The sequence below is a fragment of the Bacillus sp. EKM501B genome, from assembly GCF_011800505.1.
Lineage (GTDB): Bacteria > Bacillota > Bacilli > Bacillales > Bacillaceae_G > Bacillus_A > Bacillus_A cereus.
Map to the genome: position 1 here is coordinate 1 of NZ_JAALFZ010000001.1, position 23,689 is coordinate 23,689.

Sequence of the window (23,689 nt, forward strand, 5' to 3'; positions counted from 1 at the left end):
TTCCCCGATAGAATATCGGGAAAAGGCCGTGGCATAATACTCTTTTTATTTCTGTCTACTTGACAGGGAGATGACCAGCCTCAAGGATGAGACTGACTCTTTTTTACTAACTAGTTTAATACTTTAACTGTAACTGTTTTACGTCCCCAGCTACTTGATGTACCTTTATCTGGCATTAAAACGTCGATTTTATTACCTTTAATAGCTCCACCAGTATCACCAGCGATTGCTACTCCGTAACCTTCAACCCATACTTTTGAACCTAATGGAATTACACTTGGATCAACTGCAATAAGTTTCATGTTTGGATTAGCTGTTAAGTTATGACCTAAAGCTGATTTTACTTGGTCGCCTGCTTTATAACCATTTTCAAGTGGATCTGCTGTGTAAGCTGTTGCTACAACTTGGAATTCACGAGAAGAAGATTGTGTGTTTTTCTCAGTTTCTTTTGCAACAGGTTGTTGTGTAGCTGGTTTTTGAACTTTATTAGCTGCTTCACGATCAGCTGCCTCTTGAGCCTTAGCTGCTTTACGAGCTTCAACTGCTGTCTCTTGAGCTTTAGCTGCTTCACGAGCTTCAGCATCTGCCTGAGCTTTAGCTTCTGCTTGAGCCTTAGCTGCTTCTTGAGCTTTAGCCGCTGCTTGAGCTTCAGCTGCTTCCTGAGCTTTAGCTGCTTCACGAGCTTTAGCCGCTTCTTGAGCTTTAGTTTCTGCTTGAGCTTCAGCGTCTGCCTGAGCTGAAGCTTCTGCTTGAGCCTTAGCTGCTTCACGAGCTTTAGCTGCTTCTTGAGCTTTAACTTCTGCTTGAGCTTCAGCTGCTTCGCGAGCTTTAGTTGCTTCTTGAGCTTTAGCTTGAGTTTTAGCTACTTCCTGAGCTTTAGCTGTATCTTGAACTGTAGTCGTTTTTTCAACTTTAGCTACTGGTTGAACTTTAACTGGTGCTTTACCTGTTAAGTAAGGAACATGAACATAAGCTGTTTTTCCGTTATATTCAAATTGAATCCAATCATTTTGTACTTGGTGTGTTGTTTCAATTACATCATCTTTTTTCAACTTACCAAGAATCTCTGAGTCTGTGTTTGCTCCAGCACGTACGTTTAATACGTTTGCTGTTACGTAGTAAGTGTCTTTTGTATAGTCAGCGCTTATGAAAGCTTCTTTACCGCTATTCAATTGAACTTTTGACCAACCATTTTCTGTATGTAAAACATTTACTTTATATCCATCTAATAATTTTCCTACAACTTTTGATTCAGTAGTTGGGTTTTCTCGTACGTTTAGTACGTCAGTCGTTACGATTGTTTCTGCTTTAGCAGATGTTGTGAAAATCCCAAGACCAAAAACCGCTGCTGTTGCTATACCCATAAATTTTTTCATAATAGCCTCCATTGCATTTGTTTTCGTTGACCTCATTATAGCAACCATTATTTTCTTATTTGCGAAAAACATAAAATTACAAAGCTTTCGTAACGGGGCATTAATATTCTGTAACAATTCCATAAATATCCTGATAGCGCTTCCTTGTTGTTTTTTGGCGTATCAGGGCATATGAAACACAAAATGAGTAGTATTTCAATTACTTTAACGTTAATAATGTTACAGTAATATTTCTGAGTGATATCTATAGCGTTACGAAAGTAGCGTATTTTACTGTTTGAATGGAAATTTAGTTATAAAACGATAATATTTTTAGGCGTGAAAATATATAAATGAGGTGAAATTTAATAAAATATCGATATAATTGTTACAAAATCAGTCGAAGTATGGAAAAAATTACGCCTTGATTTTCGTCTATTACATAGTATTTTTGCAATAATAGAATTAGATAATAGCCTTAGTACCTATAAATAATGAAGAGTATTAGAATGATAGTTGTAACGTGAAACATATATAATAGAAGAAACTCAATTTAGTAGATAAATAAAAAACGTAGGAGTGTAAACTCCTACGTTTTTGTTTATTCATATCGTAAACATTCAATTGGATCCAGTTTGGCAGCTTTGTTAGCTGGTAGTAAACCGAATATAATACCGATTAACATTGAGATACCTACTGCAAGAAGTCCAAGTTCTTTTGAGACAACGAGTGGCCATCCAGCAAAGATTGAGACAATCCAAGCGAAGAAAATACCCAGCATGAATCCGATGAAACCACCAAGTCCTGTTAAAATACAAGATTCGATTAAGAATTGTGTTAATACTTTACCACGTGTTGCACCAAGTGCTTTACGAATACCAATCTCCCGTGTACGTTCTGTTACAGATACGAGCATGATGTTCATTACACCGATACCACCAACAAGTAAGGAGATAGCAGCAATACCACCAAATACCATTTTCATCATACCAATTGATTCGTCTAGTTGTTTCGTAAATTCACCTAAGTCTTGTGCTTCGAATTTGTGCTCAAATTTAGGAGCTTTCATTTCGTTTAAGACAGAAACGGCTTGTTTTTCTACACTTTTACGTTCTGTCGGAGAGGTCATTGTTAATCTTACAGAGTCATACTCATTTACTCCTGAAATGACAGGCGCATTTTCAAGTGATGTATAACCTTCAGGCATAGGCATTCCAAAGTCGTTTTTCGTTTCGTATACACCAACTATTTTATACGGCTTTCCTTTTATATCTGTGTATTGATTTGATTCCCAACCACTACTAAATAATTTGTTGAAAGCTTCTTCATTTAATATAACAGCAGGGATTGCTTGGTTTAGTTCACTGTCATTTAATTCACGACCGTGAACTAATTTTATTTTCGAATCTGTCATAAAGGCGCCTGTTCCACCTTTTAAATCAAGATTTACATCTTTTGAACCAGCAGATGCTTTTACTTTCATACTTACGTCTGGATACACATCTTTAACGCCTGGTACAGTTTGCAGACGGTTTAGCATATCAGGTGTGATTTTGGCACTATCTGTTCCGTAATCAGGATTGTTGTAGTAAATCGTTACTTCGTTATCTTTTCCTTGGCCTAATTCTTTTTTAAACTTTGCGTTTGTACCATCACCCATTGAAATGATAGTAATAATGGCACTAATACCGATAATAATACCTAACATCGTTAAAATAGAACGCATTTTATGAGCAAAGATAGAGGAAAGGGCCATGCGTATATTTTCACTCGTATTCAAAATTAACCTCTCCAATCTTGGACGATATTTCCGTCACGAATTACAATTTGACGTGCTGCAGCTTCCCCGATTTCACGGTCATGGGTAATCATAATGATTGTTGAGCCTTGTTTATTTAATTCGTAAAAGAGGTCCATAATTTGTGTGCTTGTTTTTGTATCAAGTGCTCCCGTCGGTTCATCGGCTAAAATGAATTTTGGGTTATTTACGATTGCACGTGCAACAGCGACACGCTGCTTTTGTCCACCTGATAATTCGTTCGGTAAGTGAGTAGCGCGATCAGCTAAACCGACTTTTGTTAAAGCAGCTAATGAGCGCTCGCGTCTTTCTTTTTTATCGACTCCAGCGTAAATAAGAGGTAGTTCTACATTTTGAAGCGCTGTAAGTCTCGGTAATAACATGAAGTTTTGGAATACGAATCCGATCTCTTTATTACGTACGTGTGCAAGTTCTGTTTCAGTCATGTTTGAAATATTTTGACCGGCTAGTTCGTACGTACCTGTCGTCGGTTTATCTAAGCAACCGATAATGTTCATTAATGTTGATTTACCAGAACCAGAAGGTCCCATAATAGAAGTGAATTCTCCTTGGTTCAGTGTTACGTCAATTCCGTGTAATATTTGAACGGATTCTGCACCATTTTGGAAGGATTTCGTGATGCCTTTTAAGTTAATCACTGGGCGACAACCTCCATACCATCTTTTAAGTCTTTTTCAGGTTTAGAGATAATTTCCTCTCCTTTTTTCACTCCAGAAACTTTTGCTTCGCTATCAGTCTCGAATTCAACAGTAACTGCTTGTTCTTTCGCCTTACCGTCTTTTACAACGAAGACAACATTTTTGTCACCTTTTTTCACGATACTGCTTTTCGGAACAATTGTACCAGTTGCTTCGCCAGATTTACTTGTTACGTAAACGTGGAAGCCGTTTTGTAATTCGTCACTATTATCTAATGTGACAGTGAATTGATAGTTAGAAACAGTTTTATTTTCATCCATGCTCTTTAATGGTGTAGAACCGATTTCTGTTACTTTTCCTGTCCAAGTCTTACCAGCGACAGTTTTTGATGAAACAGTTACTTCTTGCCCAACTTTCATACTAGCAAGCTCATATTCAGAAAGTTGACCTTTTACTTTAAATTGACCAGCGTGACGAAGAGTAATTCCGCTCATACCTGTTTTTTCGTCAGCAGTTTTTACGATATCATCAATTACGCCATCAGCAGGACTTGTTACAGAAAGAGTGTTTACTTTCTCTTTTGCTGCTTTAATCATTTCATCAGCTTTTTCAACTTCAAACTTTTTCATTTCAAGTTGTGATTCTAATTGCCCAACTTCAACTTCTGATGCTTTTAATGCTTCAGCAGGAAGGCCTGCATTTTTATCTTTTTGTAATTTTTGTTTCGCCGCATCAATTTGTTTTTGGAACAACGTTACTTCTTTTTGTGCGATTTTCTTTTGCATTTCTGCTTCTGTTATACCTTGTTTCGCAGTCGGATCATTGTATTTAAATAGAAGCTGACCTTTTTTCACTTCATCGCCTTTTTTAACAGCTAATTCATATGTTCCTTTTGTTGGATCGAATGAAATAGTTTCAATTCCATTTGGAATAACTTCGCCACCAAATTTTTGCGCGTTTTGGATTTGTTTTTCAGTTACTTTATATCCGCTATATGCCATTGCTACTTCTGAACCGCCCCCAGCAAATGCAAAGTATGATCCAGCTGCAATTCCGATTGCTACTACACTAGTAATTAACACCTTATTTTTCTTTTTCATCTATTTATCACCTTTTCGTTCGTTTTAGTATCTACATTAAGTATAGAAGAGGTGAAGAATCTGACAAATCGTTTTAGCTTACAATAACCTTACAGTTTTGTAAGGTATGAATATGTAAATGTAAGGTAGAGGTTGTCCTATTGTAAGCAAATGAATTGACTCGTTGTTTCTTTCTTACAATAATATTGTATGAAGGAGAGGAGGAAGGAAGATGGAAGCTTATTTTAGTGCGCATCCATTAAAACCGTTTATTCCATACTCAAGGCAACATGCCATTATATTATTTATTATGTTGGTGGGGATATTTTTTCTGTATCAATACCAAGATTTATTACGTCAAAATGAGTGGAATATAACGGTTCGATATGCGATTGCATTTTTATTTATAGGTAGTGAAATTGGGCTTCATATGTGGGAGTGGAAAGCGGGGATTTTTGAGCTAGCTACTTCATTACCGTTTGAGTTATGTACAATTAGTTTATTGTTAGCGTCGATTATGATTGTAACGAAAAGTTATCGAATATATGAGATTGTATTTTTTACGGGAATTATTGGTGCATCACAAGCCATTTTAACACCAAATTTGCAATATGCTTTTCCGCATTTTCGTTTCATTGAATATTTTATCGCGCATGTATTGCTTATTTGGGCACCACTCTTTATGACTTGGGTGGAAGGCTATAGACCGACCTTGCAATCTATTAAGCGTACGATGATACTTTTAAACATATTGATTCCGCTTGTTTCGTTTGTGAATTACAAAACAGGTGGTAATTATATGTTTTTAGCTCATAAGCCAGAAACAGCTTCATTACTCGATATGTTAGGGCCGCATCCTTACTATATTATTTCATTAGAAATAGCTGCGCTTATTGGATGTTTCATTTTGTATATGCCGTTTGCGAAAAGAGAAAGGCATGCGCATAAAGAATCACTAGGATCATAGCCTAGTGATTTTTTGTTTTTAAAATATTTACAATTCAGAAAATTAAGAATAAAATTAAGAGGTAAATTATAGAGAGAGAAGGGCGAAAATGGTCAAAAAGGTATTTTTGAATGGGATGGAAGTGACGATTCAATTTCTTATTTCGATTTTGGGGATTATTTGTTTAGGAGCACTGCCGAAATTATTTTATGGATTTGAGCTGCATGCATCAGAGTACATACAGAGTTTAAAAGAAGTGTTTGTGAACTTAATGGATATTTCCAATTTGCAATATGTGAAAGGTAAATTTTTATTTCCACAGCTGTTCGTCCATTATAAAGAAACGATTATTATTTTTTTAGCTGCTTTTTTCATTTCATTATTTATAGCATTTTGCATTGTTTATGTCATTATGAGTAGTTCAACGCGTATACAACATCGAATTAAATCATTTCTTATCTTCCTAGAATCCATTCCAGATATTCTTCTTATTTTAGTATCACAAATTTTAGTTGTATGGTTTTTTAAACAAACAGGTTTTTTACCTTTTCAAATTGCGTCAATTGGAGGCGAGTCGATTAGAGGGTTACCAATATTGTGTTTGAGCATCCCGACTACGATTATGTTTGTAAAAATGGTCGTGCTTCGTTTTGAAAATGAACTAGAAAAAGATTATGTACTATTTGCTAAGGCGAAAGGGCTGGGGCGCTTTCATATTTTAAATCGTCATATTTTACGAAATGTGTTGCTTAGTACATTATTCTTTGCGAAAACGAATATCTTTTTTATGTTATCTAATTTATATATTATAGAATGGATTTTTAATACGGGTGGTATTTTTATGTTTTTGAAATCGTATTTCGGTATTAGAGTTGAGGTTTTCATCGTTAGTGTGCTTCTTATATATATTCCGATTTTTATTTTATTTAAATTGTTTCATTATCTCATTCCGGCTGCGATGAAGGAGAGATTATAATATGTGGACGTATATAAAACGTGATAAAAGATTTTGGATAAGCATTGGGTTTCTTCTCCTATTAGTTCTTTTGAGCATCGGAAATACGTTATGGAATGATGGACATATTAGACAAGTTACATTGCAATATGATGTGGATGAAAATCCACAAGTGCCACCGTTTCCACCTTCATTACAATTTTTACTCGGGACAGACCGGAAAGGGTATGACCTGTTACATTTAGTCATTGAAGGCGCGAAGTGGACGATTGGTATATCTATTTTAATTGCGGCACTTAGAATGGTAATAGGTGTGTTTTTCGGTTTCGTACTCGGAACGTATATAAAAAGAGGATTTTCAAAAATTGAGGCTTTCTTTGATAGTTTTACAGTTATTCCGACAGTTATGATTGCGTATTTTTTTCTTCAATCTGCAAATGCATTTGGAAGCGGAGAGGAGACAACAACCTTTTTTGAAAGGGCTTCGTTTCAAGTGGTATTACTTGTACTGCTTGTAATGCCAGTTATTGCACTGTATGTTGCGAAGGAAGTTCGTAAATTGCGAACGGAAGAATTTGTTGATGCCGCGCGCATATTAGGCGGATCGAGAAGACGTATTGTTATAAAACATCTTTTTCCGCATCTCTATATGACTTTTATACTCGTATTTCTTCAACAGTTTACGCAGAGTCTTACTATTTTACTGCACTTAGGATTACTTGAAGTGTTCTTTGGTGGGACTGTTACGTTTGGTGGACCTATAAAAGAGGTGGAATCTTATACGCATGAATGGTCAGGTTTAATTGGAGTATACTTTAGATCATTAACAGTGCATCCATGGATTCCTCTCGTCCCGATTACATTTTTCGGGCTAACTATTTTTTCAGGAAATATGATTGTGAAAAGTATAGAAGAGGCAATGTTGAAAGTAAGGTTAGGAGGGGAGAGAAAGAGGAAAGATGTAGAAGAGGAACAGCCTGTTGTGCAGTCAAAAGAAGAGTTATTTACTTTTAAACATACGATGTGAAGAGAAAGAAGAAGCAAGCATGGATTTCATGCTTGCTTCTTTTCTTTATTTTGTAGAAACTTCACCTGCAGCTTCTGTTTGCGGAATAAAGTATCCAATTATACCACCGATTATTGCTGGAATGATCCAGCCAATTCCTAAGTTATAAAAAGGAATGGTGTGTACGATATTAGCGATAAAATCTGGTATCATTTCCACATTATCAAGTGCATGAATACAGCTAATAATAAACGCTGCGATCATCGCTCCAATGTAGACAGAAGGTTTACGTTTCGTATATTTATCGATAAATGATACGAAAACTAAAATGATCGTAATTGGGTACAAAATAATTAATACAGGTAAAGTAATTTTAATTAATAAGCTTAATCCTAAGTTTGAAATAACGAAACTAAAGATACAAACGTATAGTACAAGCTTTTTGTATGAAACATTTGTTAGCACTGTTGTGAAGTAATTTGCAAATGCACTCACAACACCAATTGCCGTTGTTAAACAAGCGAAGATAATGGCGATACTTAATAAAATATTACCGCTTGTCCCAAAGAATTGATACATAACAGTAGCTAATAGCTGCCCACCGTTTTCGAATTGTCCTAAGTTTCCGTTTGAAGCTCCAATATAACCGAGTAAGAAGTAAACAATTGTTAAGAATAGAGCAGCGATACTTCCGCAAATGATTGTATATTTTGCGATAGATTTCTTCTCTTGTATACCATTTTGACGAATTGCATTTACAACAATTGTTGATAGTACGAGAGCCCCAATTGCATCTAACGTTAAAAATCCTTCAAGAAATCCTTTGAAAAACGGGATGTCTTTATAGTCACCGATAGGTTCTGCAAACGTCCCTGGTGAAAGAATCGCTTTTGTTGCCATAATTGCAATAATTACAAGTAAAATTGGCGTTAATATTTTACCGATATGATCTACTAGCTTGGATGGATTTAATGATAAGAAGTAAACGAATGTAAAGAAAATCGCACTAAAAACTAACATAGAATACCATTGATCTGGGAAAAGTGGTGCAATCCCGATTTCATAAGATACAGATCCAGTTCGTGGAATAACAAATAGTGGGCCGATTGAAAGATAAATAATGATAGCGAATACTGCTGCGAATTTTGGATGAACACGGCTCGCTAAAGTGTTAAAACTACCACCAGCAAGGGCAACAGCAACGATAGCAAGTAAAGATAAACCGACGTCTGTAATAATAAAACCTGTAATGGAAACCCACATATTTTCTCCGGAAGAAAGACCGAGAAGGGGCGGGAAAATCATATTACCAGCACCGAAGAAAACTGCGAATAGTAATAAACTAATCGAAAGTATTTGCGCTGGTTTTAAAGTTGTATGCATATAAAGAAAATCCTCCTAATGAGTTTTTTTGTCGAAAATTCAAACAATTTGTCGAGTAACTGTTATTATTTTAAAGGTCTGATGACTAGAAAGCAATAGGGAATTTTGAAAATATTAAAAAATAATGCATTAAATCGAATAAATATACTATTTATATGTTTAATAGGAAGGATTTAACTTTTAACGTAAAAAAACACATATCGCTAGGATACGTGTATTAAAAATATATTTTTCTATCGCGTTCTTCTTTTAAAATTTCAACCGCTTCTCGGAAACGTTGTGAATGAACGATTTCACGTTCACGTAAGAAGCGTAGACTATCATTTATATCTGGATCATCGGATAAGTTAATGAGCCATTGATATGTTGCTCGTGCTTTTTCTTCAGCTGCAATATCCTCGTATAGATCGGCAATTGGATCACCTTTAGCCTGTATATAGGTTGCAGTAAATGGAACACCAGCAGCGTTATGGTAATGAAGAGCACTGTCATGATCAGCGTAATGAGGGTCAAGACCAGCAGCTTTCATTTGTTCAGGGGTCGCATCTTTCGTCAGCTTATAAACCATCGTAGCAATCATTTCAAGGTGAGCAAATTCTTCTGTACCAATATCAGTAAGTAGGCCAATGACTTTATCAGGAATTGTATAACGTTGATTTAAGTAACGTAGTGCAGCAGCTAATTCTCCATCTGCACCACCGTATTGCTCGATTAATAATTTTGCAAGTGCGGGATTGCAAGTTCCCACTTTAACTGGGTATTGTAATTTCTTTTCATAAATCCACATAGTTTCTCTCCTTTATATTTGCCATGGCCAAGGACCTTTGCTCCATTCCCAAGGGGCATTAGAATAGCTGTTTCCAAACTGTTGGAGTGGTCCGTATTTTTCTTCCATCTTTTGTTTTAATACTCTCCGTTTATAGGAAAAGTCATTAAATTGATTAATCGCAGCGGTGTCATCTGGATGTGTATCTAAATAAAGAGTGAGTTCAACTAGTACAAAGTCCAGTTCTTGAAGCTCCAGTAAAAGTTTATAGTATTCTTCTGGTAGCGATTGATTCACGACAGTAGTCACCGCCCTTTTTTATAAGGATTTTCATAATAGTCATAAAAAACAGGCCATAAAGTCCCTTTTTGTAGTGCTTCTTTTGGTGTGAATTGTGGTAAGTTTGGCGGTTGAAAGCCTAAAAATAAATTAGGAGGAGTAGAATAATATTTTTTTCCAATAGGAGGACAAGGATCGAGAGGACTATGATAGGGCACGAATGATCTCATATATTTATTCACGAATAAACCTCCTTAAGTGTTCATTACTACGTATTGTATTCAGACATAATAGGCATTTATGACACATATAAAAAAGTAATAGGTACGGGGGGAATGAATGTGGAGAATGTGAAACAATTCATTGTATTGGAAGTGAAAAACTTAAAGGAAACTTTGTATTTTTACGAAGGGATTTTAGGAATTAAACCTAGTTTAGAAAGACCTCAATTAGATGTAACAGGGGTTTGGTATGATGCTGACTCAACGAGAATTAGTTTTATTATGAAGCGCAGTTTGGGCGGGCGTGAGAAGAGTGTTACGGACTCAGTTGATGTTCTAACGTTTTCAATTTCTAACATAGAGAATGTAAAGAAGAGGTTAGTATTTTATAAAATCGCATACACAGAAAACAAAAGTGAGAAGAGTATTGTGGTACAAGACCCGGATGGATATAAACTTCAAGTGATAGAGAAGGATGAATAGACGGAGGGGATTTAGTGGAGAGAAATTATGAAGAAAGTGCGTTGTTTGAGCATCAATTTTGGTTAAAAGTACTTACTGATCATGCACAATTTTTACTGGATGCATTAGCTCCGAAGGAAAAAGAGGATATAAAAAAAGCTACTTACTTTGTTGAAACATTTACGAATTTGTTAAATAAAGTTCGGAATGTGAATCTGATGGCATTTTCAAAAGAGGCAGAACAAGCCGCTAAGGAGATTCGGGCGTTTAAATTAAATATTATACAGAAGCAGTTGGAAGGGAAAATTACGATTCATTTTACGCCAACTTTTATTAATCATATGGTAAACGAAGTGGAAGAGTATATAGCAGTTTTAGAGTTTTTGAAGAAAGGGGAAGTTCCGCCTGTTTTTCATGAATTACATTATCATCTCGTTTGGTTAACGGATGCGGCTGGTCACGCAGGCTCTATTTCTGGTGGATTAGATCTTGTTGAAAAAAGATTAAAAGAGAAAAGCGAAGAATTTACGAAGCATTTTGAACAATTTTACTTAAAGGCAGTTGAAATGACAGGGTATTTACGAACGGAGCTTCATCATTTTCCAGCATTAAAGAAGTTTACGAAAGATGTTTCACTTGAATTGAAATTATTTTCGCATTTTTTACATGAAGTGGAAGAGCTCGAGTTATCGAATGAAGTATTAAGTGTATTATCGGCTAGAATGGCAGATCATATGGCAAGAGAGGAATGTTACTACTTATTAAAACTAGCTCAATCGTCTGGACTTGAAATGCCGAAATGTAATCCGCTTTAAAGAAAAAGAGGTCAATTTTATTTGGCCTCTTTTTCTGTTTTATTGTCTCTTTTTATTTTTGCTTGTTCAATGCTTGCCTGTAATGTCTTCATAATATTAATGATGTTCGGAGTTGGAGAGATTGTTTCAGTTTTTTCCTGTTGTTCAATTTTATTCTCGATTAATTCGGTAAGGGCTTCTTTATATTCATCTGTATACATTTCTTGTTCAAAAGGATTTGTAAGGTGGTGGATTAAATTAATTGCTGCGGTGAGTTCTTGTTTTTGTATAGGATAATTTTCGTTACTTGGTAAGTTAGGTGTATTTGTTATAGCGCGAATTTCATTAGGGTAGTGGATGGTTTGTAACATTAGTCCATCTTCAAAGTTACGGATAATAGCTAAATGTTGTTTTTTTCTAATAGAAATATGAATAAGCCCAAGTTTATTTGTACGTTCAAGAGCTTCTTTTAATAATAAATAGGATTTTTCATGTCCTGGGGTAGGTCCTATAAAATAAGAGCGATCATAAAGAACAGAATCAATTTCGTTATTTTGGACAAAAGATATAATACGAATGGATCGTGGTTCATGAGCTTGTTGTAATTCAGCTAATTCTTTTTCATCCATAATAATATATTTATGAGGTGCGTATTCATAGGCTTTTACAATATCGTTATCATCAATTTCTTCATCCGTACAATCGGGAGCGAACTTTTTATATTTAATAGGTGTTAAGCATTCTTTATGGAGACTTAAAAATTTTATGTCGTTTTCTTCTACGGCACTGTATAGTTTAATTCCTATATTTAATAGTCCAAGTGAAAGTGCGCCTTTCCAGACGGTATGCAAATGAAACATCTCCCTTCGTTCAAAAATGGTTATGTATATTATGAGATAGTAAGAAATTTCCTATACGTTTTTTGTTTTTTACGGAAGGGATTGGAATATAAAATATATTGACAAGCCCTCTGAAATATTTTAATGTGAGTGTATAAAATTGTGTATAAAGGGGAGTAACTTATTACAATAAAGTCGTCATTACAGGGAGAAACCCTCGGCTTTATTGGCAACGTTTCGTTGTTAGTGAGACCTTTACCAGCAATGGTAAAGGCCCCTTTCTGTCTTTTTGAGGACCCTTACCATATTTGGTAGGGTCCTTTTCGTATACAAAGAGAGGAGATATAAAAATGAAAAAACTTATTAGTAGATTAAGAGTTGTATTTCATGTTCGCCGATTTGTTCCATTCCTATTTGACTTTTTTACTTCAAAAGAGGTTTCAATAAAGAAGAAAATTTTATCTGTTGCTTTTTTAGTTGGGTATGTAGCGATGCCGCTCGATTTAATTCCAGACTTCCTACCGTTTATCGGTATTTTAGATGATATTGGAGTTGTGTTATTTATTTTGAACCGAATTGTAAAAATGGCGCCAGTTCAATTACAAGAAAAGCATAACGTAAACGTAGGATAGGAGTTAAAAATATGGAGCAAATTATTTTAGATATAATCGAGTTTTTAAAGCAGTTTTCTTATTTTGGAGTTGTGTTAGCATTAACGTTTGAATTTATTCCGGCAGAAGTAGTGTTGCCTATGGTTGGGTATTGGGTATACGAGGGAGATATGAATTTTTGGTTGGCTGTATTAGCAGGGACACTTGGTGGAACGACAGGACCTTTAACGTTATATGCACTCGGTTATTACGGTGGTCGTCCGCTATTAATAAAATACGGAAAATACTTCTTTATTAAAGAAGAACAAATTCAAAAAGCAGATGATTTCTTTGAGAAATATGGACCAGTTGTAGCATTTGTTGGACGCTTTGTACCTGGAGTGCGAACGCTTATTTCTGTTCCATGTGGTATGGCAAAAATGAACATATGGAAATTTAGTATTTATACATTTGTAGCAATGTTCCCGTTAACGACTTTGTATGTTTATTTTGGAATGAAATTAGGTCCACATTGGGAAAAAGCAGCGGATGTTGTTGGACAATATATGCTACCGATATTAGGAGGCGTTATTCTTATTGTTGCTAGTATCTTTGTCTATAAATATATGAAAAAAAGAAACAAAACGGAATCTATCTAGTCATTTGAATATTTTTTGAAAATAGATGAATAGTACAGGCAAAAGACTCTGGGGGACATACACATATAGGGAATATAAAAGAGAGAGGGGAAACAACTATGTCTTGTGAGTGCTCAGGGTCAGCATTAACTTGTTGTCCAGATAAAAATTATGTGCAAGATAAAGTGTGTAGTCCGTGGTCAGGAACTGTAGTGGCGACTGCTATTACGAATGTACTGTACAACAATAATATTAATCAAAATATGATTGGAACAGGGTTTGTTCGATATGACGTCGGACCGGCTCCGATCACACTGACAGTTTTAGATGCAGCAGGCGCTACAATTGATACACAAACATTAAACCCAGGAACAAGTATAGCTTTTACGTACCGTCGTTTCGTAACAATTGAAGTAACTTTACCTGCTGCAACAGCTGGAACATATCAAGGGGAGTTTTGTATAACTACACGTTATCCACTTTCATAATAGAAAAGGAGAGGGCTAAGATGTACAATTCTAACTTATCATGCTGTTCCAGTAAAACACTTGTTCAAGATCAGGTATGTATAGATTGGGCTGCTACTGGTGCGGTAACTGAAACAGTGTATACGAATAATATTACGCAAGATTTATATGCATCAGGTTATGTGAAATATGATGTAGGTACAGCTCCAATTACGGTGAATTTTTTAGTAGGAGCGACAGTGGTGAATACAATTACTGTACAACCACAAAGCAGTGGATCATTTACAGTAAGATACTTTACTACAATTCAAATTGTAACAACAGGAACGGGAGTAAGCCAAGGACAATTATGTCTGACAGTACGTTATCCAATTTCATAAGCAAAAGCATACCAAGTGGTATGCTTTTTTATATAGTTTGTAAGTTAAGGTGGTGAAGAAATTTATAAGCAAAATGAGAATTGACAACAATATTTTCCTTCCATATATCGGGTTGGGTTATTTGGAATATCAATGATAGCCACAGATTGTAAGGATTGACCTGTATATGACATTGTGTTGCCAGGATAGACTGTAAAAGTATTTGTCACCTTTCCGATAATTTGAACGGTAATTCCTGCAGTACTACTAGTACTATTATACACAGAAATGGTACCAGATATTTTAACTACACCATCTCCTTCCCATAAGATTAATGTAGGATTTTCAGAAGGTGGTGGAATTTCTTTTGTTATAAGAAAATTACCGGCAAATTCATTTGTAATTAATTCACAGCCTGGTGGTTCTGGTGGATTAGGTGGATCATAGGGAGGGCAGATGATAGATAGAGGGGCATAACAGCCGATATTTTTTTTACAAGCCATTAGTAGCTCCTCCCTTCATACTTTCTTTTTATTACTATTAAATGTTGGAAAACGATAGTTGTGTTAATAAAGGGGCGAAAAATTTCAGGAAAGTTTGTTTAATAGGCTTCCAAATCATAATAATGAATAAGAGTCTGTTAGACACAAGGTACTTGTATAAGATAATACAAGTAATGTTGGATGTTACAGAAAAATGACTGTATATTTACAAAAGTTAAATAAATTTCATTTTCACTTTAAACGAAGTTAATATGTGTTCGATACAATAACCATTGTAATTAATTCATTATATGAGGAGGATTTACGTGGACAGAACTGATTTACGAAAAGTAAAAGGCCTTATTGGATTATTAATGGTTTTTGTATTAGCATTCGTATCATTTCCGTGGAGTACATCAGTCAAGGCGGAAGAGAAAAAGCAAGAAAAGGCATCAAGTGAGAAGAAGATAGTTTTTCCAGTTGTAAGTGATGTGCATATTAAAAATAGTGGAACGGATGATACGTTTCGCTGGAAAAGAGCGATTGAACAGTTTAATACATTAGCACCGAAACAAGATGCGTTTGTTATTGTAGGTGATTTCACAGATACAGGATCAGTGCAGCAATATGATCGTTTCATGCAAGTGTATAATGAAAATGCAAATAAAGATGCAGTGCGAATGAATTCTCTCGGTAACCATGATTATTGGAACGGTTTATCCGTAGAGGGTGCACAGAAGCGTTTCTTAGAAAAAACAGGTATGGAATCAATTTATTATCATAAAGTGGTAAAAGGTTATCACTTCCTTGTTATGTCTCCAGAGAATGGAACAACACATGGTTATTATTCGGACAAGCAAATTAATTGGTTAAAAGAAGAAATGGCAAAAGCACAAAAAGATGATCCAGAAAAACCGATTTTTGTATTTTTACATCAACATATTAAAGATACAGTGTACGGTAGTCAGGAATGGGGAACACAAGATAGCGCAAAAATTAATGCAGTGTTAAAAGAATATCCACAAGTTATTACGTTTTCAGGTCATTCACATTATCCGTTAGATGATCCGAGATCGATACATCAAAAAGACTTTACATCAGTTGGTACATCTTCAGTAAGTTATATGGAAGTTGAAGGTGGTAAAGTACAAGGGAATATCCCGCCAGGAGCTAGTACGTTAAGCCAAGGTTTATTAGTAGAAGTAGATGAAGAAGAAGTGACGATTAATCGCCGTGATTTCCATACGAATTCTTGGACAGGCGAGCCTTGGAAAATTAAATTACCAGCAAAGAAAGAAACATTTACACATGTAGAAGATCGTGATAAAGAAAAGCCTTACTTTGCTAAAGATGCAAAGCTTGCTGTATCAAATGTAACAGAAAATGCGGCAACAGTAACATTCCCGCAAGCATTGGACAACCTCCTTGTTCACTCTTACCGTGTGCAGGCTAGAGATAAGCAAACGGGTGAAATAAAAAATAATTTGTTAGCATTCTCAGAGTTTTATCGTGATCCAGTGCCGAAAGATCTTACGTTTACGCTTGCAGGGTTAGATGGCGGGAAAGCATATACACTTGAAGTAGTTGCGATTGATTCATTTGGCAATGAAACCGCACAGCCGTTAACTGCGGAAATTACTACGAAAAAAGATAATATTGACCCGAATGTGAAAGTACCAAAAGCTGATGTTTTCGATGTAAACTTTGCAGATGGTACATTTAAAGACAATTCACCATTTGGTACAAAAGGTGATGTGAAGGGCAATGTGACTATTGAATATGATAAAGCATTGAAGAAGAATGTTATGAAGTTAAACGGAAAAGCAAATACATTTGGATATCTTCCATTTTCAGCAGCACAAAAAGAAAAAGTAGCAAATACGTTTACGTTAGAAACTGTATTTTCAATGAATGAAATTCGTGGACAAGGCATCTTGCAAAATACAGAGAGCGGCGGAATTGGATTTGAGTCTACAGGAAGTGGATATGTTGAATTATGGGCTCACATTGGAGGTAGCTATAAACGTGTTGGAGTTCAATTAGAAGCGAATAAAACGTATCATTTAACAGGAACGTATAACGGAAGCGAAGTGGCAATTTACGTAGATGGTAAAAAAGTAAATAGTCAGCCAGCTACTGGGAAAGTGTATCATCCGAACGTACCATTTGCATTTGGAGCGGATCCTGATAGTAACGGAAATGGTGGTATTCCGTTAAATGGACAAATCGCGTTAGCAAAATTATATAGTAAAGCTTTAAGTTCTTCAGAAGTATTAGCATCATACAATGAGTTTTCTAACCGTACGAAGTTAGAGCAAGTAAATGCGTTATTTGAAGAGCTTGGAAAAGTAAAAGAAGTGTTAGTTAGTACGTATGAATTTGGTAATAAGCCAGGTCAATATTCAAAGGAAGCATTTCAAGAACTAGAGAAAAGCTATAACATTGCAAAGCAAGCATTTGAAAATGTAGGAAGTACTGGGGAACAAATTATTCAAACATATAACGAATTAAAATCAGCTAATGTAACATTCGTACAATCAAAAGTGGCAGAAGAACAACCAAAAACAACGAAAGAAAAATTACAAATCAATATTGAATCTGCAAAAGCAGTAGTGAAGAAAGCGCAAGCTGTAAATGTAACAGATGGTTCAGTGAAATCATTACAACAAAAAATTACAGTTGCAGAAGCTGTATTACAAGATGTGCAAGTAAAAGATGAACAGGTAGAAACGATGAATCGTACATTAGAGTATGCGATTTCACTTGTTGAAAAAAGTATGAACAAATAAGAGAGAAGAAAAGAAGCTTATCATGATAGGCTTCTTTTTTGTTATACTAAAAGTAGCATAGAAAGAAGGAGCGAATAATTTGGAACAGAAAAAGCTAAAAAGAATTCTTGAATATGTATGGATCGCGGTTGTGCTCCTTGTAGGATATTATTTATTAAAAGATAAAAGTATTTGGGTTTTATTCTTAATGACGTTTTTATTAGCAGGATTAGGAACGTTATTTATTAACTTCTTCTTTGATAGTTTGAATGCCTGGAAGAAGAAAAAGAAGGGGACGAAGTAAAGGAGGGAATATATGCAAAAGTGGAAGCTCATATATCAGGTGATTATTTTCTTAGTGCTTGTGGGTATTGGAATGATCAAATACTCGACACCAATAGGAAATTGGGCATGGTTTACAGCTTGCATCGGCATATTTTTCATTTTACAATCGTTAACGAAAAAATATAATAGTACAGAAAGATAGCTCGCCATTTTATCGGCGAGCTATTTTGTTATGCTTTTTTCTGTTCATCATTTGTTTTTTCAATAGCTAAATGACTATGCTTTCTAGAGTAGAAGAAATAGAAGCATAAGCCGACTATAAGCCAAACTGCAAAGCTAATCCATGTTGTTTTAGACAAATTGATCATTAAATATAAGCAGCAAAGAATCGCGACAACTGGTAGTACAGGTACGAAAGGTGTGCGGAATCCGCGTTTTAAGTCAGGATGTGTTTTTCGTAAAATAAGTACTGCGCAGCAAACGAATGTAAAGGCTGTTAATGTGCCGATGTTTACTAAATTCGCTAGCAAATGTAAATCTAAAAGGCCTGCTAATAAAGCGGCAACAACGCCAGTAATCCACGTATTTAATAAAGGGATTTTTACTTTTTTATTTACACGTGCTAACGCTTTTGGAAGTAGACCGTCACGGCTCATTGCATATGAAACGCGAACTTGTCCATACATAACGACTAAGAGGACGGTTGTCATTCCAGTCATCGCTCCAACAGCGAGTAGTCCTGCAATTGCATCTTCACCAACGAAGTGCAATGCAAATGCAACTGGATCAGAAACGTCTAATTGTGTATAAGGAACCATACCTGTTAAAACGAAAGATACAATCATATATAAAACAGTACAAATAAGAAGAGAACCGATAATACCAATTGGTAAATCACGCTGCGGCTTTTTCGTTTCTTCTGCAGCGGTTGCGATTGCATCAAATCCTAAGAAGGCGAAGAACACAGTGGCAGCCCCAGTAATAATACCGTCGTATCCGAATGGAATGAACGGTGTCCAGTTTTCAGGTTTTACATATTTTGCGCCTGCTACGATAAAAGCGATAATAACTGCTAGCTTGATAAGAACCATAATATTATTAATGCGAGCGCTTTCGCGTATACCGAAGCTTAAAAGACCGGTAATGATTAGTAAAATACAAACAGCGGGTAAATCGATGAGGCCACCTTTTCCTACGCCAGGGGCCGAGGCGATTATGGCGGGCAGGTGTATATTGAAACCTTGTAGTAATGATTGTAAATAACCAGACCAACCGACAGCTACTGCTGCAACGGCAAGTAAATATTCGAGCATTAAACACCATCCGACGATGAAGGCGACGACTTCTCCGACTGTCATATATGCGTAAGTATACACACTTCCTGAGACAGGAATAGAAGAAGCAAATTCAGCGTAACAAAAGGCTACACAAGCACAAGTAAATGCAGCAATAAGGAATGATAGCATAATACCAGGACCAGAATGTTTTGCTGCAACAATACCTGTTAATACAAAGATCCCTGTCCCAATTACGGCGCCGATTCCTAAAAACGTTAAATCGAGTGCAGTTAATGTTCTAGCTAGCTGCTTTGGTGATTCAGTACTAAGCGCTTTTTTTCGTAATAATGACTTCACTTTGGACTCTCCCCCCGTTTTTTCATTTCCATAACTGCGACTATAGTATGAGCCCATTAAAAAAGAGTAAGTAAGGAAGTGGAGGTGCAGTTATGGTATATAGTTTTTAAAATTGCTGGATTAATCTTAATATAATTCAGAATATTTTGTCAAATAAAAATATGACAAATAAAATGCGGATCAATAGGGGAAACTACTTGCAGAAATGTACGGGGGTTAACGACCCACTGATTAAAGTTAAAGTAGGAGCAGATGCTATGTTATTTTATTTTGAACTTGTCGTCATTTTACTTTGTACGAAATTAGCTGGTGACATTAGTGTAAGACTTGGTCAGCCTTCTGTACTTGGTAAGTTAATTGTCGGTATTATTATCGGTCCGGCTGTACTCGGTATTATTAATAGTTCTGAACTGATTGATGAACTGAGTGAGATTGGTGTTTTGTTGCTTATGTTTATGGCGGGACTTGAAACGGATTTAGAAGAGTTAAATCGGAATTTGAAATCGTCATTTGCAGTAGCGGCTGGTGGAATTATTTTTCCTTTCATCGGTGGTTATGTAACAGGATTGCTGTTTGGATTAATACAGTCCCATGCCATTTTTTTAGGGTTATTACTTTGCGCAACATCGGTTAGTATTACGGTCCAGACGCTACGTGATCTAGGAAAAATGAATACGAGAGAAAGTACAACAATTTTAGGTGCTGCCGTATTTGATGATGTCATTGTCGTTATTTTATTGGCATTTGTAATGAGTTTTTTAGGAACACAAGATGTGAATATAACACTTGTCATTGTAAAGAAAATTATTTTCTTTGTAAGTATTGTTTTTATTGCTTGGAAAGTCGTTCCTTGGATTATGAAAATGCTTGTACCGCTTCGTGTAACAGAAGCGTTAATTAGCGCGGCTCTTATTATTTGCTTCTCTTTTTCTTATTACAGTGAAATGATGGGAATTGCAGGCATTATTGGAGCATTTGCAGCAGGAATTGCTATTTCTCAAACAGAGTATAAGCATGAGGTGGAACATAAAATTGAACCGATTGCTTATGCAATATTTGTTCCAGTATTCTTCGTAAGTATCGGAATGGAAATTACATTTCAAGGCATTGGAAGCCAGCTTTGGTTCATTATTATTATGACTCTCATTGCAATTTTCACAAAGTTAATCGGATCAGGTTTAGGAGCGAGACTGACAGGATTTAATCTCCAATCTTCTATTAGTATTGGCGCGGGGATGGTATCACGTGGTGAAGTAGCGCTTATCATCGCTGCAAATGGACTTACGGCGAATTTATTAGCGAAAGAAAATTTCACAGCGATTGTTATTGTTGTTATATTGACGACGATTATTACACCGCCACTTTTGAAGAAATATTTTGTATAGAGAGGAAGGGCTTATCTGATGTAGGTAAGCTCTTTTTTTATTCCCAAAAGCAATGATCATATAGCATGAAGGGTTTGTAATTATGGTAAAATCTATGTATGTGATATGACAAGGAGAGGGAAGTGTGAAGATTACGAAGGAGAAGGTTATTGGTGTAATCGTACTTATTGCAGTATGTATACCATTTACTGCATGGAAAGAATCAAAAGTGAAAGATTTTCCGGTTTCTATTTTTTCGGAAGAAGCAGATGGTGAGTACGGTCAGAAGCTGAAATATACTGCTTTTTTACCTGATGTTGCGATTTGGATGAACGGTTGGGAAAAGAAGTGGACAGAAGGGGAAAGAACTGTTTATCAAAAAGGGAATCGCATTGTAAATGTGTTTCATCCTCCTGGCGATGATGGTTTTTACCTTATTGAAGCAAGAGAAAATAAGTGAACGCAACCGTAAGAAGTGGAGGTTAAATAGTGAAAGCTTCAACATTACTATTTAAAATTGAAAGTAATATGGATCAATTTTCACCAGCTGAGAAGAAGGTTGCCATGTACATAATGGAGAATGCAGAGATTGTACCGAATTTAACGACGAAAGAAGTGTCAACGAATGCAGGCGCAAGTGAAGCGAGTGTCGTTCGCTTTTGTAAATCGATTGGAATCGGAAGTTTTAAAGCATTTAAGATAGCACTCGTTCGTGAATTAACGATTGCTGATTATAATATTAACGATTTTTCAGTGATGAATACAGAAGATGGACCGTATGATTTATTTAATAAAGTTACTTATGTGAATAAAGCTGCAATTGAGGCGAGCGTGACGGCGATAGATAAAAAAGAACTTGAAAAAGCTGCAGATCGTATTGTAAATGCCGATAAAATTATCTTTTATGGAGTAGGCGGATCAGCTACTCCGGCGATGGACGGAGCTTATAAATTTACAAGGCTCGGATTTACAGCGATGATGCTATCTGATTTTCATATGATGTTGCCGCTTGTGACGAATTTAAAAGAAGGCGATATATTTGTTGCGATTTCAACATCTGGTCGAACGAAAGATGTGCTTGAAATGGCGCAGTATGCAAAGAGACAAGGTGCAACTGTTATTGGAATTACGAAACTAGATCAATCATCACCGTTATATAAAGAAGCGGATATTCGCCTTTGTATGCCAGATGTAGAACAAGATCATCGTATTGCGAGTATTGCTTCGAGAATGACGCAATTGAATATGATCGATGCTTTATATGTGATTACTTTCAATCGAATTGGTAATAAAGTATTGAATCAATTTATGGAGACACGAGAAGAAGCGTTGCGGTTACGGAAGTTAAAGTAGAAGAAAAGATGAGGAGACTCATCTTTTTTTATCCCCCTATTTGCCGTGCAGTAAGACCCTCACTTCAAAATTCAGCGGAAGCAAAGAAAGTTAGGTGGGGATCAACTGCCCGTAAATGCCCGATTGGTGCGGGCTAATAATCAGTGGGGATGAACAAAACCCACACTGATTAAAGTTTCACTTTATGATCTTTGACAAAAATATGTCATGTCGTGAAATTTTATTTCATAAAATAAGAAAGAGTAATTGATTTTTAGTTTCTTAAAGTTATAATAAAAGTGTGAAATATAATTTCAAAGAGGGTGGCAATATGTTAGAAAATTTATCGACAGAACATCGTAATGAGAAAACAATGAATTTGGATGAGATGAGCATAAAAGAAGTGTTACAAAGTATGAATGAAGAAGATCGAACTGTTGCGTTAGCAGTTGAAAAAGAGATAGAACAAATTGAAAAGGTTGTACAGACTGTTATTAAATCTTTTGAAGAAGAGGGACGTTTAATTTACATTGGTGCTGGTACGAGTGGTCGTTTAGGTATTCTAGATGCAGTGGAATGTCCGCCGACATTTGGCACGGATGATAAAATGGTGCAAGGATTTATAGCAGGTGGATTGAAAGCGTTTACTAAAGCGGTGGAAGGTGCCGAAGATCGCGAAGAGTTAGCAGAAGAAGATTTAAAAAGTATTGGATTAAATGAGAAAGATACAGTGATTGGAATTGCTGCAAGTGGCAGAACTCCTTACGTAATTGGCGGCTTGAAATACGCACAGAGTGTAGGAGCGAGTACAGCGAGCATTTCTTGTAATAAAAATGCTGAAATAAGTAAATATGCAAAGTTAAATGTGGAAGTAGAGACAGGTGCAGAAATATTAACAGGATCAACGCGTTTAAAAGCTGGTACAGCACAAAAATTAGTGTTGAATATGATTTCAACAGCTTCGATGATTGGTGTAGGAAAAGTATATAAAAACTTAATGGTAGATGTTCAATCCACAAATGAAAAGTTAGTAGAACGATCAAAACGAATTATTGTGGAAGCAACAGGCGCTAGTTATGAAGTAGCGGCAGAGTATTATGAAAAGGCAGAACGTAACGTAAAAGCTGCCATTGTTATGGTGTTGTTGCAGTGCGAATATGGGGAAGCACTGGAGAAACTAAAATGCGCAAAAGGGTTTGTGAAGAAAGCACTATAAAATAATAGGGAG

Annotated in this window: 27 protein-coding genes; 16 read left to right on the plus strand and 11 right to left on the minus strand. The window is 35.9% G+C overall.

The window, feature by feature from the left end; all coding sequences use genetic code 11:
- Positions 1–110: 110 nt before the first annotated feature.
- The 4 genes from entC to HFD78_RS00020 all read right to left on the minus strand — a co-directional run bounded on the left by entC (position 111) and on the right by HFD78_RS00020 (position 4,912).
- Complete coding sequence (gene entC / locus HFD78_RS00005; protein WP_116291477.1) at positions 111–1,499, minus strand: cell wall-binding protein EntC; 1,389 nt, start codon at positions 1,497–1,499, stop codon at positions 111–113.
- Positions 1,500–1,956: 457 nt separating this feature from the next.
- Positions 1,957–3,111, minus strand: coding sequence for an ABC transporter permease (locus tag HFD78_RS00010; RefSeq protein WP_001986269.1), 1,155 nt, complete (start codon positions 3,109–3,111; stop codon positions 1,957–1,959).
- A 26-nt stretch (positions 3,112–3,137) separates the two neighbouring features.
- Entirely contained in the window at positions 3,138–3,812 is a 675-nt protein-coding gene (locus HFD78_RS00015) for an ABC transporter ATP-binding protein (protein WP_000609104.1), read from the minus strand.
- The gene (locus HFD78_RS00020; RefSeq protein ID WP_000728827.1) at positions 3,809–4,912 is read right to left on the minus strand and encodes an efflux RND transporter periplasmic adaptor subunit; all 1,104 of its coding nucleotides are present in this window, start codon (positions 4,910–4,912) and stop codon (positions 3,809–3,811) included. The genes HFD78_RS00015 and HFD78_RS00020 overlap by 4 nt, the downstream gene beginning before the upstream one ends.
- 211 nt (positions 4,913–5,123) lie before the next feature.
- Between HFD78_RS00020 and HFD78_RS00025 the strand changes: the two genes are divergently transcribed.
- From HFD78_RS00025 to HFD78_RS00035, 3 genes are all read left to right on the plus strand, one after another.
- Positions 5,124–5,858 carry a YwaF family protein gene (locus HFD78_RS00025; RefSeq protein WP_000388680.1) on the plus strand — a complete coding sequence of 245 codons (735 nt, stop codon included), beginning with the start codon at positions 5,124–5,126 and terminating at the stop codon, positions 5,856–5,858.
- 88 nt (positions 5,859–5,946) lie between these two features.
- A complete protein-coding gene (locus HFD78_RS00030) occupies positions 5,947–6,813 on the plus strand; it encodes an ABC transporter permease subunit (RefSeq protein WP_000239674.1) in 867 nt (288 codons plus the stop codon).
- A 1-nt stretch (position 6,814) separates the two neighbouring features.
- Complete coding sequence (locus HFD78_RS00035) at positions 6,815–7,819, plus strand: ABC transporter permease (RefSeq protein WP_000269983.1); 1,005 nt, start codon at positions 6,815–6,817, stop codon at positions 7,817–7,819.
- 45 nt (positions 7,820–7,864) lie between these two features.
- Here HFD78_RS00035 and brnQ2 read toward each other — a convergent pair whose 3' ends face one another.
- The 4 genes from brnQ2 to HFD78_RS00055 all read right to left on the minus strand — a co-directional run bounded on the left by brnQ2 (position 7,865) and on the right by HFD78_RS00055 (position 10,468).
- Positions 7,865–9,181, minus strand: a complete 1,317-nt coding sequence (brnQ2, locus tag HFD78_RS00040) for a branched-chain amino acid transport system II carrier protein BrnQ2 (RefSeq protein WP_000557551.1) — start codon at positions 9,179–9,181, stop codon at positions 7,865–7,867.
- A 217-nt stretch (positions 9,182–9,398) separates the two neighbouring features.
- Entirely contained in the window at positions 9,399–9,968 is a 570-nt protein-coding gene (cotJC, locus tag HFD78_RS00045) for a spore coat protein CotJC (protein WP_000265274.1), read from the minus strand.
- A 12-nt stretch (positions 9,969–9,980) separates the two neighbouring features.
- Entirely contained in the window at positions 9,981–10,244 is a 264-nt protein-coding gene (locus tag HFD78_RS00050) for a spore coat protein CotJB (protein WP_001076509.1), read from the minus strand.
- Between the two features lie 8 nt (positions 10,245–10,252).
- On the minus strand, positions 10,253–10,468 hold the full coding sequence (locus tag HFD78_RS00055) for a spore coat associated protein CotJA (protein ID WP_001046257.1): 216 nt from the start codon (positions 10,466–10,468) through the stop codon (positions 10,253–10,255).
- Positions 10,469–10,561: 93 nt separating this feature from the next.
- Between HFD78_RS00055 and HFD78_RS00060 the strand changes: the two genes are divergently transcribed.
- Together HFD78_RS00060 and HFD78_RS00065 are read left to right on the plus strand one after the other, a co-directional pair.
- On the plus strand, positions 10,562–10,930 hold the full coding sequence (locus HFD78_RS00060) for a VOC family protein (RefSeq protein ID WP_044129442.1): 369 nt from the start codon (positions 10,562–10,564) through the stop codon (positions 10,928–10,930).
- Between the two features lie 14 nt (positions 10,931–10,944).
- Entirely contained in the window at positions 10,945–11,724 is a 780-nt protein-coding gene (locus tag HFD78_RS00065; RefSeq protein WP_000440974.1) for a DUF2935 domain-containing protein, read from the plus strand.
- A 17-nt stretch (positions 11,725–11,741) separates the two neighbouring features.
- Here the strand turns inward: HFD78_RS00065 and ku are convergent, their stop codons facing one another.
- A complete protein-coding gene (gene ku / locus HFD78_RS00070; RefSeq protein ID WP_098349190.1) occupies positions 11,742–12,554 on the minus strand; it encodes a non-homologous end joining protein Ku in 813 nt (270 codons plus the stop codon).
- A gap of 338 nt (positions 12,555–12,892) precedes the next feature.
- On the opposite strand from ku, the gene HFD78_RS00075 reads away from it, so the two are divergent.
- From HFD78_RS00075 to HFD78_RS00090, 4 genes are all read left to right on the plus strand, one after another.
- Complete coding sequence (locus HFD78_RS00075) at positions 12,893–13,174, plus strand: YkvA family protein (protein WP_000733854.1); 282 nt, start codon at positions 12,893–12,895, stop codon at positions 13,172–13,174.
- An 11-nt stretch (positions 13,175–13,185) separates the two neighbouring features.
- Entirely contained in the window at positions 13,186–13,791 is a 606-nt protein-coding gene (locus HFD78_RS00080) for a DedA family protein (protein ID WP_000435017.1), read from the plus strand.
- Between the two features lie 98 nt (positions 13,792–13,889).
- A complete protein-coding gene (locus tag HFD78_RS00085; protein ID WP_001277547.1) occupies positions 13,890–14,258 on the plus strand; it encodes a DUF3992 domain-containing protein in 369 nt (122 codons plus the stop codon).
- 20 nt (positions 14,259–14,278) lie between these two features.
- On the plus strand, positions 14,279–14,617 hold the full coding sequence (locus tag HFD78_RS00090; protein WP_000282809.1) for a DUF3992 domain-containing protein: 339 nt from the start codon (positions 14,279–14,281) through the stop codon (positions 14,615–14,617).
- Positions 14,618–14,679: 62 nt separating this feature from the next.
- Here HFD78_RS00090 and HFD78_RS00095 read toward each other — a convergent pair whose 3' ends face one another.
- Positions 14,680–15,099 (minus strand): S-Ena type endospore appendage, encoded by a 420-nt coding sequence (locus tag HFD78_RS00095; RefSeq protein WP_000752308.1) that lies wholly within the window; start codon positions 15,097–15,099, stop codon positions 14,680–14,682.
- Between the two features lie 305 nt (positions 15,100–15,404).
- On the opposite strand from HFD78_RS00095, the gene HFD78_RS00100 reads away from it, so the two are divergent.
- The 3 genes from HFD78_RS00100 (at position 15,405) to HFD78_RS00110 (ending at position 18,333) form a co-directional block, all read left to right on the plus strand.
- On the plus strand, positions 15,405–17,867 hold the full coding sequence (locus tag HFD78_RS00100; protein WP_142340324.1) for a LamG-like jellyroll fold domain-containing protein: 2,463 nt from the start codon (positions 15,405–15,407) through the stop codon (positions 17,865–17,867).
- Positions 17,868–17,946: 79 nt separating this feature from the next.
- On the plus strand, positions 17,947–18,150 hold the full coding sequence (locus HFD78_RS00105) for a hypothetical protein (protein WP_000435800.1): 204 nt from the start codon (positions 17,947–17,949) through the stop codon (positions 18,148–18,150).
- 12 nt (positions 18,151–18,162) lie between these two features.
- Positions 18,163–18,333, plus strand: coding sequence for a hypothetical protein (locus tag HFD78_RS00110; RefSeq protein WP_001174850.1), 171 nt, complete (start codon positions 18,163–18,165; stop codon positions 18,331–18,333).
- 28 nt (positions 18,334–18,361) lie between these two features.
- On the opposite strand, the gene bcaP is transcribed toward HFD78_RS00110, so the two are convergent.
- Positions 18,362–19,765: a branched-chain amino acid transporter BcaP gene (bcaP, locus tag HFD78_RS00115; RefSeq protein WP_000838700.1), complete on the minus strand. Its 1,404-nt coding sequence runs from the start codon at positions 19,763–19,765 to the stop codon at positions 18,362–18,364.
- 257 nt (positions 19,766–20,022) lie between these two features.
- On the opposite strand from bcaP, the gene HFD78_RS00120 reads away from it, so the two are divergent.
- The 4 genes from HFD78_RS00120 to murQ all read left to right on the plus strand — a co-directional run bounded on the left by HFD78_RS00120 (position 20,023) and on the right by murQ (position 23,677).
- On the plus strand, positions 20,023–21,150 hold the full coding sequence (locus tag HFD78_RS00120) for a cation:proton antiporter (protein WP_001985966.1): 1,128 nt from the start codon (positions 20,023–20,025) through the stop codon (positions 21,148–21,150).
- A gap of 124 nt (positions 21,151–21,274) precedes the next feature.
- Positions 21,275–21,589 (plus strand): hypothetical protein, encoded by a 315-nt coding sequence (locus tag HFD78_RS00125; RefSeq protein ID WP_000704957.1) that lies wholly within the window; start codon positions 21,275–21,277, stop codon positions 21,587–21,589.
- A gap of 29 nt (positions 21,590–21,618) precedes the next feature.
- Positions 21,619–22,482, plus strand: coding sequence for a MurR/RpiR family transcriptional regulator (locus HFD78_RS00130; protein WP_000648164.1), 864 nt, complete (start codon positions 21,619–21,621; stop codon positions 22,480–22,482).
- 310 nt (positions 22,483–22,792) lie between these two features.
- Positions 22,793–23,677 carry an N-acetylmuramic acid 6-phosphate etherase gene (gene murQ, locus HFD78_RS00135; protein ID WP_000892344.1) on the plus strand — a complete coding sequence of 295 codons (885 nt, stop codon included), beginning with the start codon at positions 22,793–22,795 and terminating at the stop codon, positions 23,675–23,677.
- The last annotated feature ends 12 nt before the right edge of the window (positions 23,678–23,689 follow it).

Coding starts and splice junctions, on each gene's coding strand:
- HFD78_RS00075 (WP_000733854.1), top strand. CDS start 12,893: ATGAAAAAACTTATTAGTAGATTAAGAGTTGTATTTCATGTTCGCCGA.
- HFD78_RS00080 (WP_000435017.1), top strand. CDS start 13,186: ATGGAGCAAATTATTTTAGATATAATCGAGTTTTTAAAGCAGTTTTCT.
- brnQ2 (WP_000557551.1), bottom strand. CDS start 9,181: ATGCATACAACTTTAAAACCAGCGCAAATACTTTCGATTAGTTTATTA.
- cotJC (WP_000265274.1), bottom strand. CDS start 9,968: ATGTGGATTTATGAAAAGAAATTACAATACCCAGTTAAAGTGGGAACT.
- entC (WP_116291477.1), bottom strand. CDS start 1,499: ATGGAATTGTTACAGAATATTAATGCCCCGTTACGAAAGCTTTGTAAT.
- HFD78_RS00110 (WP_001174850.1), top strand. CDS start 18,163: ATGCAAAAGTGGAAGCTCATATATCAGGTGATTATTTTCTTAGTGCTT.
- HFD78_RS00120 (WP_001985966.1), top strand. CDS start 20,023: ATGTTATTTTATTTTGAACTTGTCGTCATTTTACTTTGTACGAAATTA.
- HFD78_RS00030 (WP_000239674.1), top strand. CDS start 5,947: ATGGTCAAAAAGGTATTTTTGAATGGGATGGAAGTGACGATTCAATTT.
- HFD78_RS00020 (WP_000728827.1), bottom strand. CDS start 4,912: ATGAAAAAGAAAAATAAGGTGTTAATTACTAGTGTAGTAGCAATCGGA.
- HFD78_RS00010 (WP_001986269.1), bottom strand. CDS start 3,111: ATGGCCCTTTCCTCTATCTTTGCTCATAAAATGCGTTCTATTTTAACG.
- HFD78_RS00090 (WP_000282809.1), top strand. CDS start 14,279: ATGTACAATTCTAACTTATCATGCTGTTCCAGTAAAACACTTGTTCAA.
- HFD78_RS00025 (WP_000388680.1), top strand. CDS start 5,124: ATGGAAGCTTATTTTAGTGCGCATCCATTAAAACCGTTTATTCCATAC.
- murQ (WP_000892344.1), top strand. CDS start 22,793: ATGTTAGAAAATTTATCGACAGAACATCGTAATGAGAAAACAATGAAT.
- HFD78_RS00060 (WP_044129442.1), top strand. CDS start 10,562: ATGAATGTGGAGAATGTGAAACAATTCATTGTATTGGAAGTGAAAAAC.
- HFD78_RS00085 (WP_001277547.1), top strand. CDS start 13,890: ATGTCTTGTGAGTGCTCAGGGTCAGCATTAACTTGTTGTCCAGATAAA.
- HFD78_RS00035 (WP_000269983.1), top strand. CDS start 6,815: ATGTGGACGTATATAAAACGTGATAAAAGATTTTGGATAAGCATTGGG.
- HFD78_RS00095 (WP_000752308.1), bottom strand. CDS start 15,099: ATGGCTTGTAAAAAAAATATCGGCTGTTATGCCCCTCTATCTATCATC.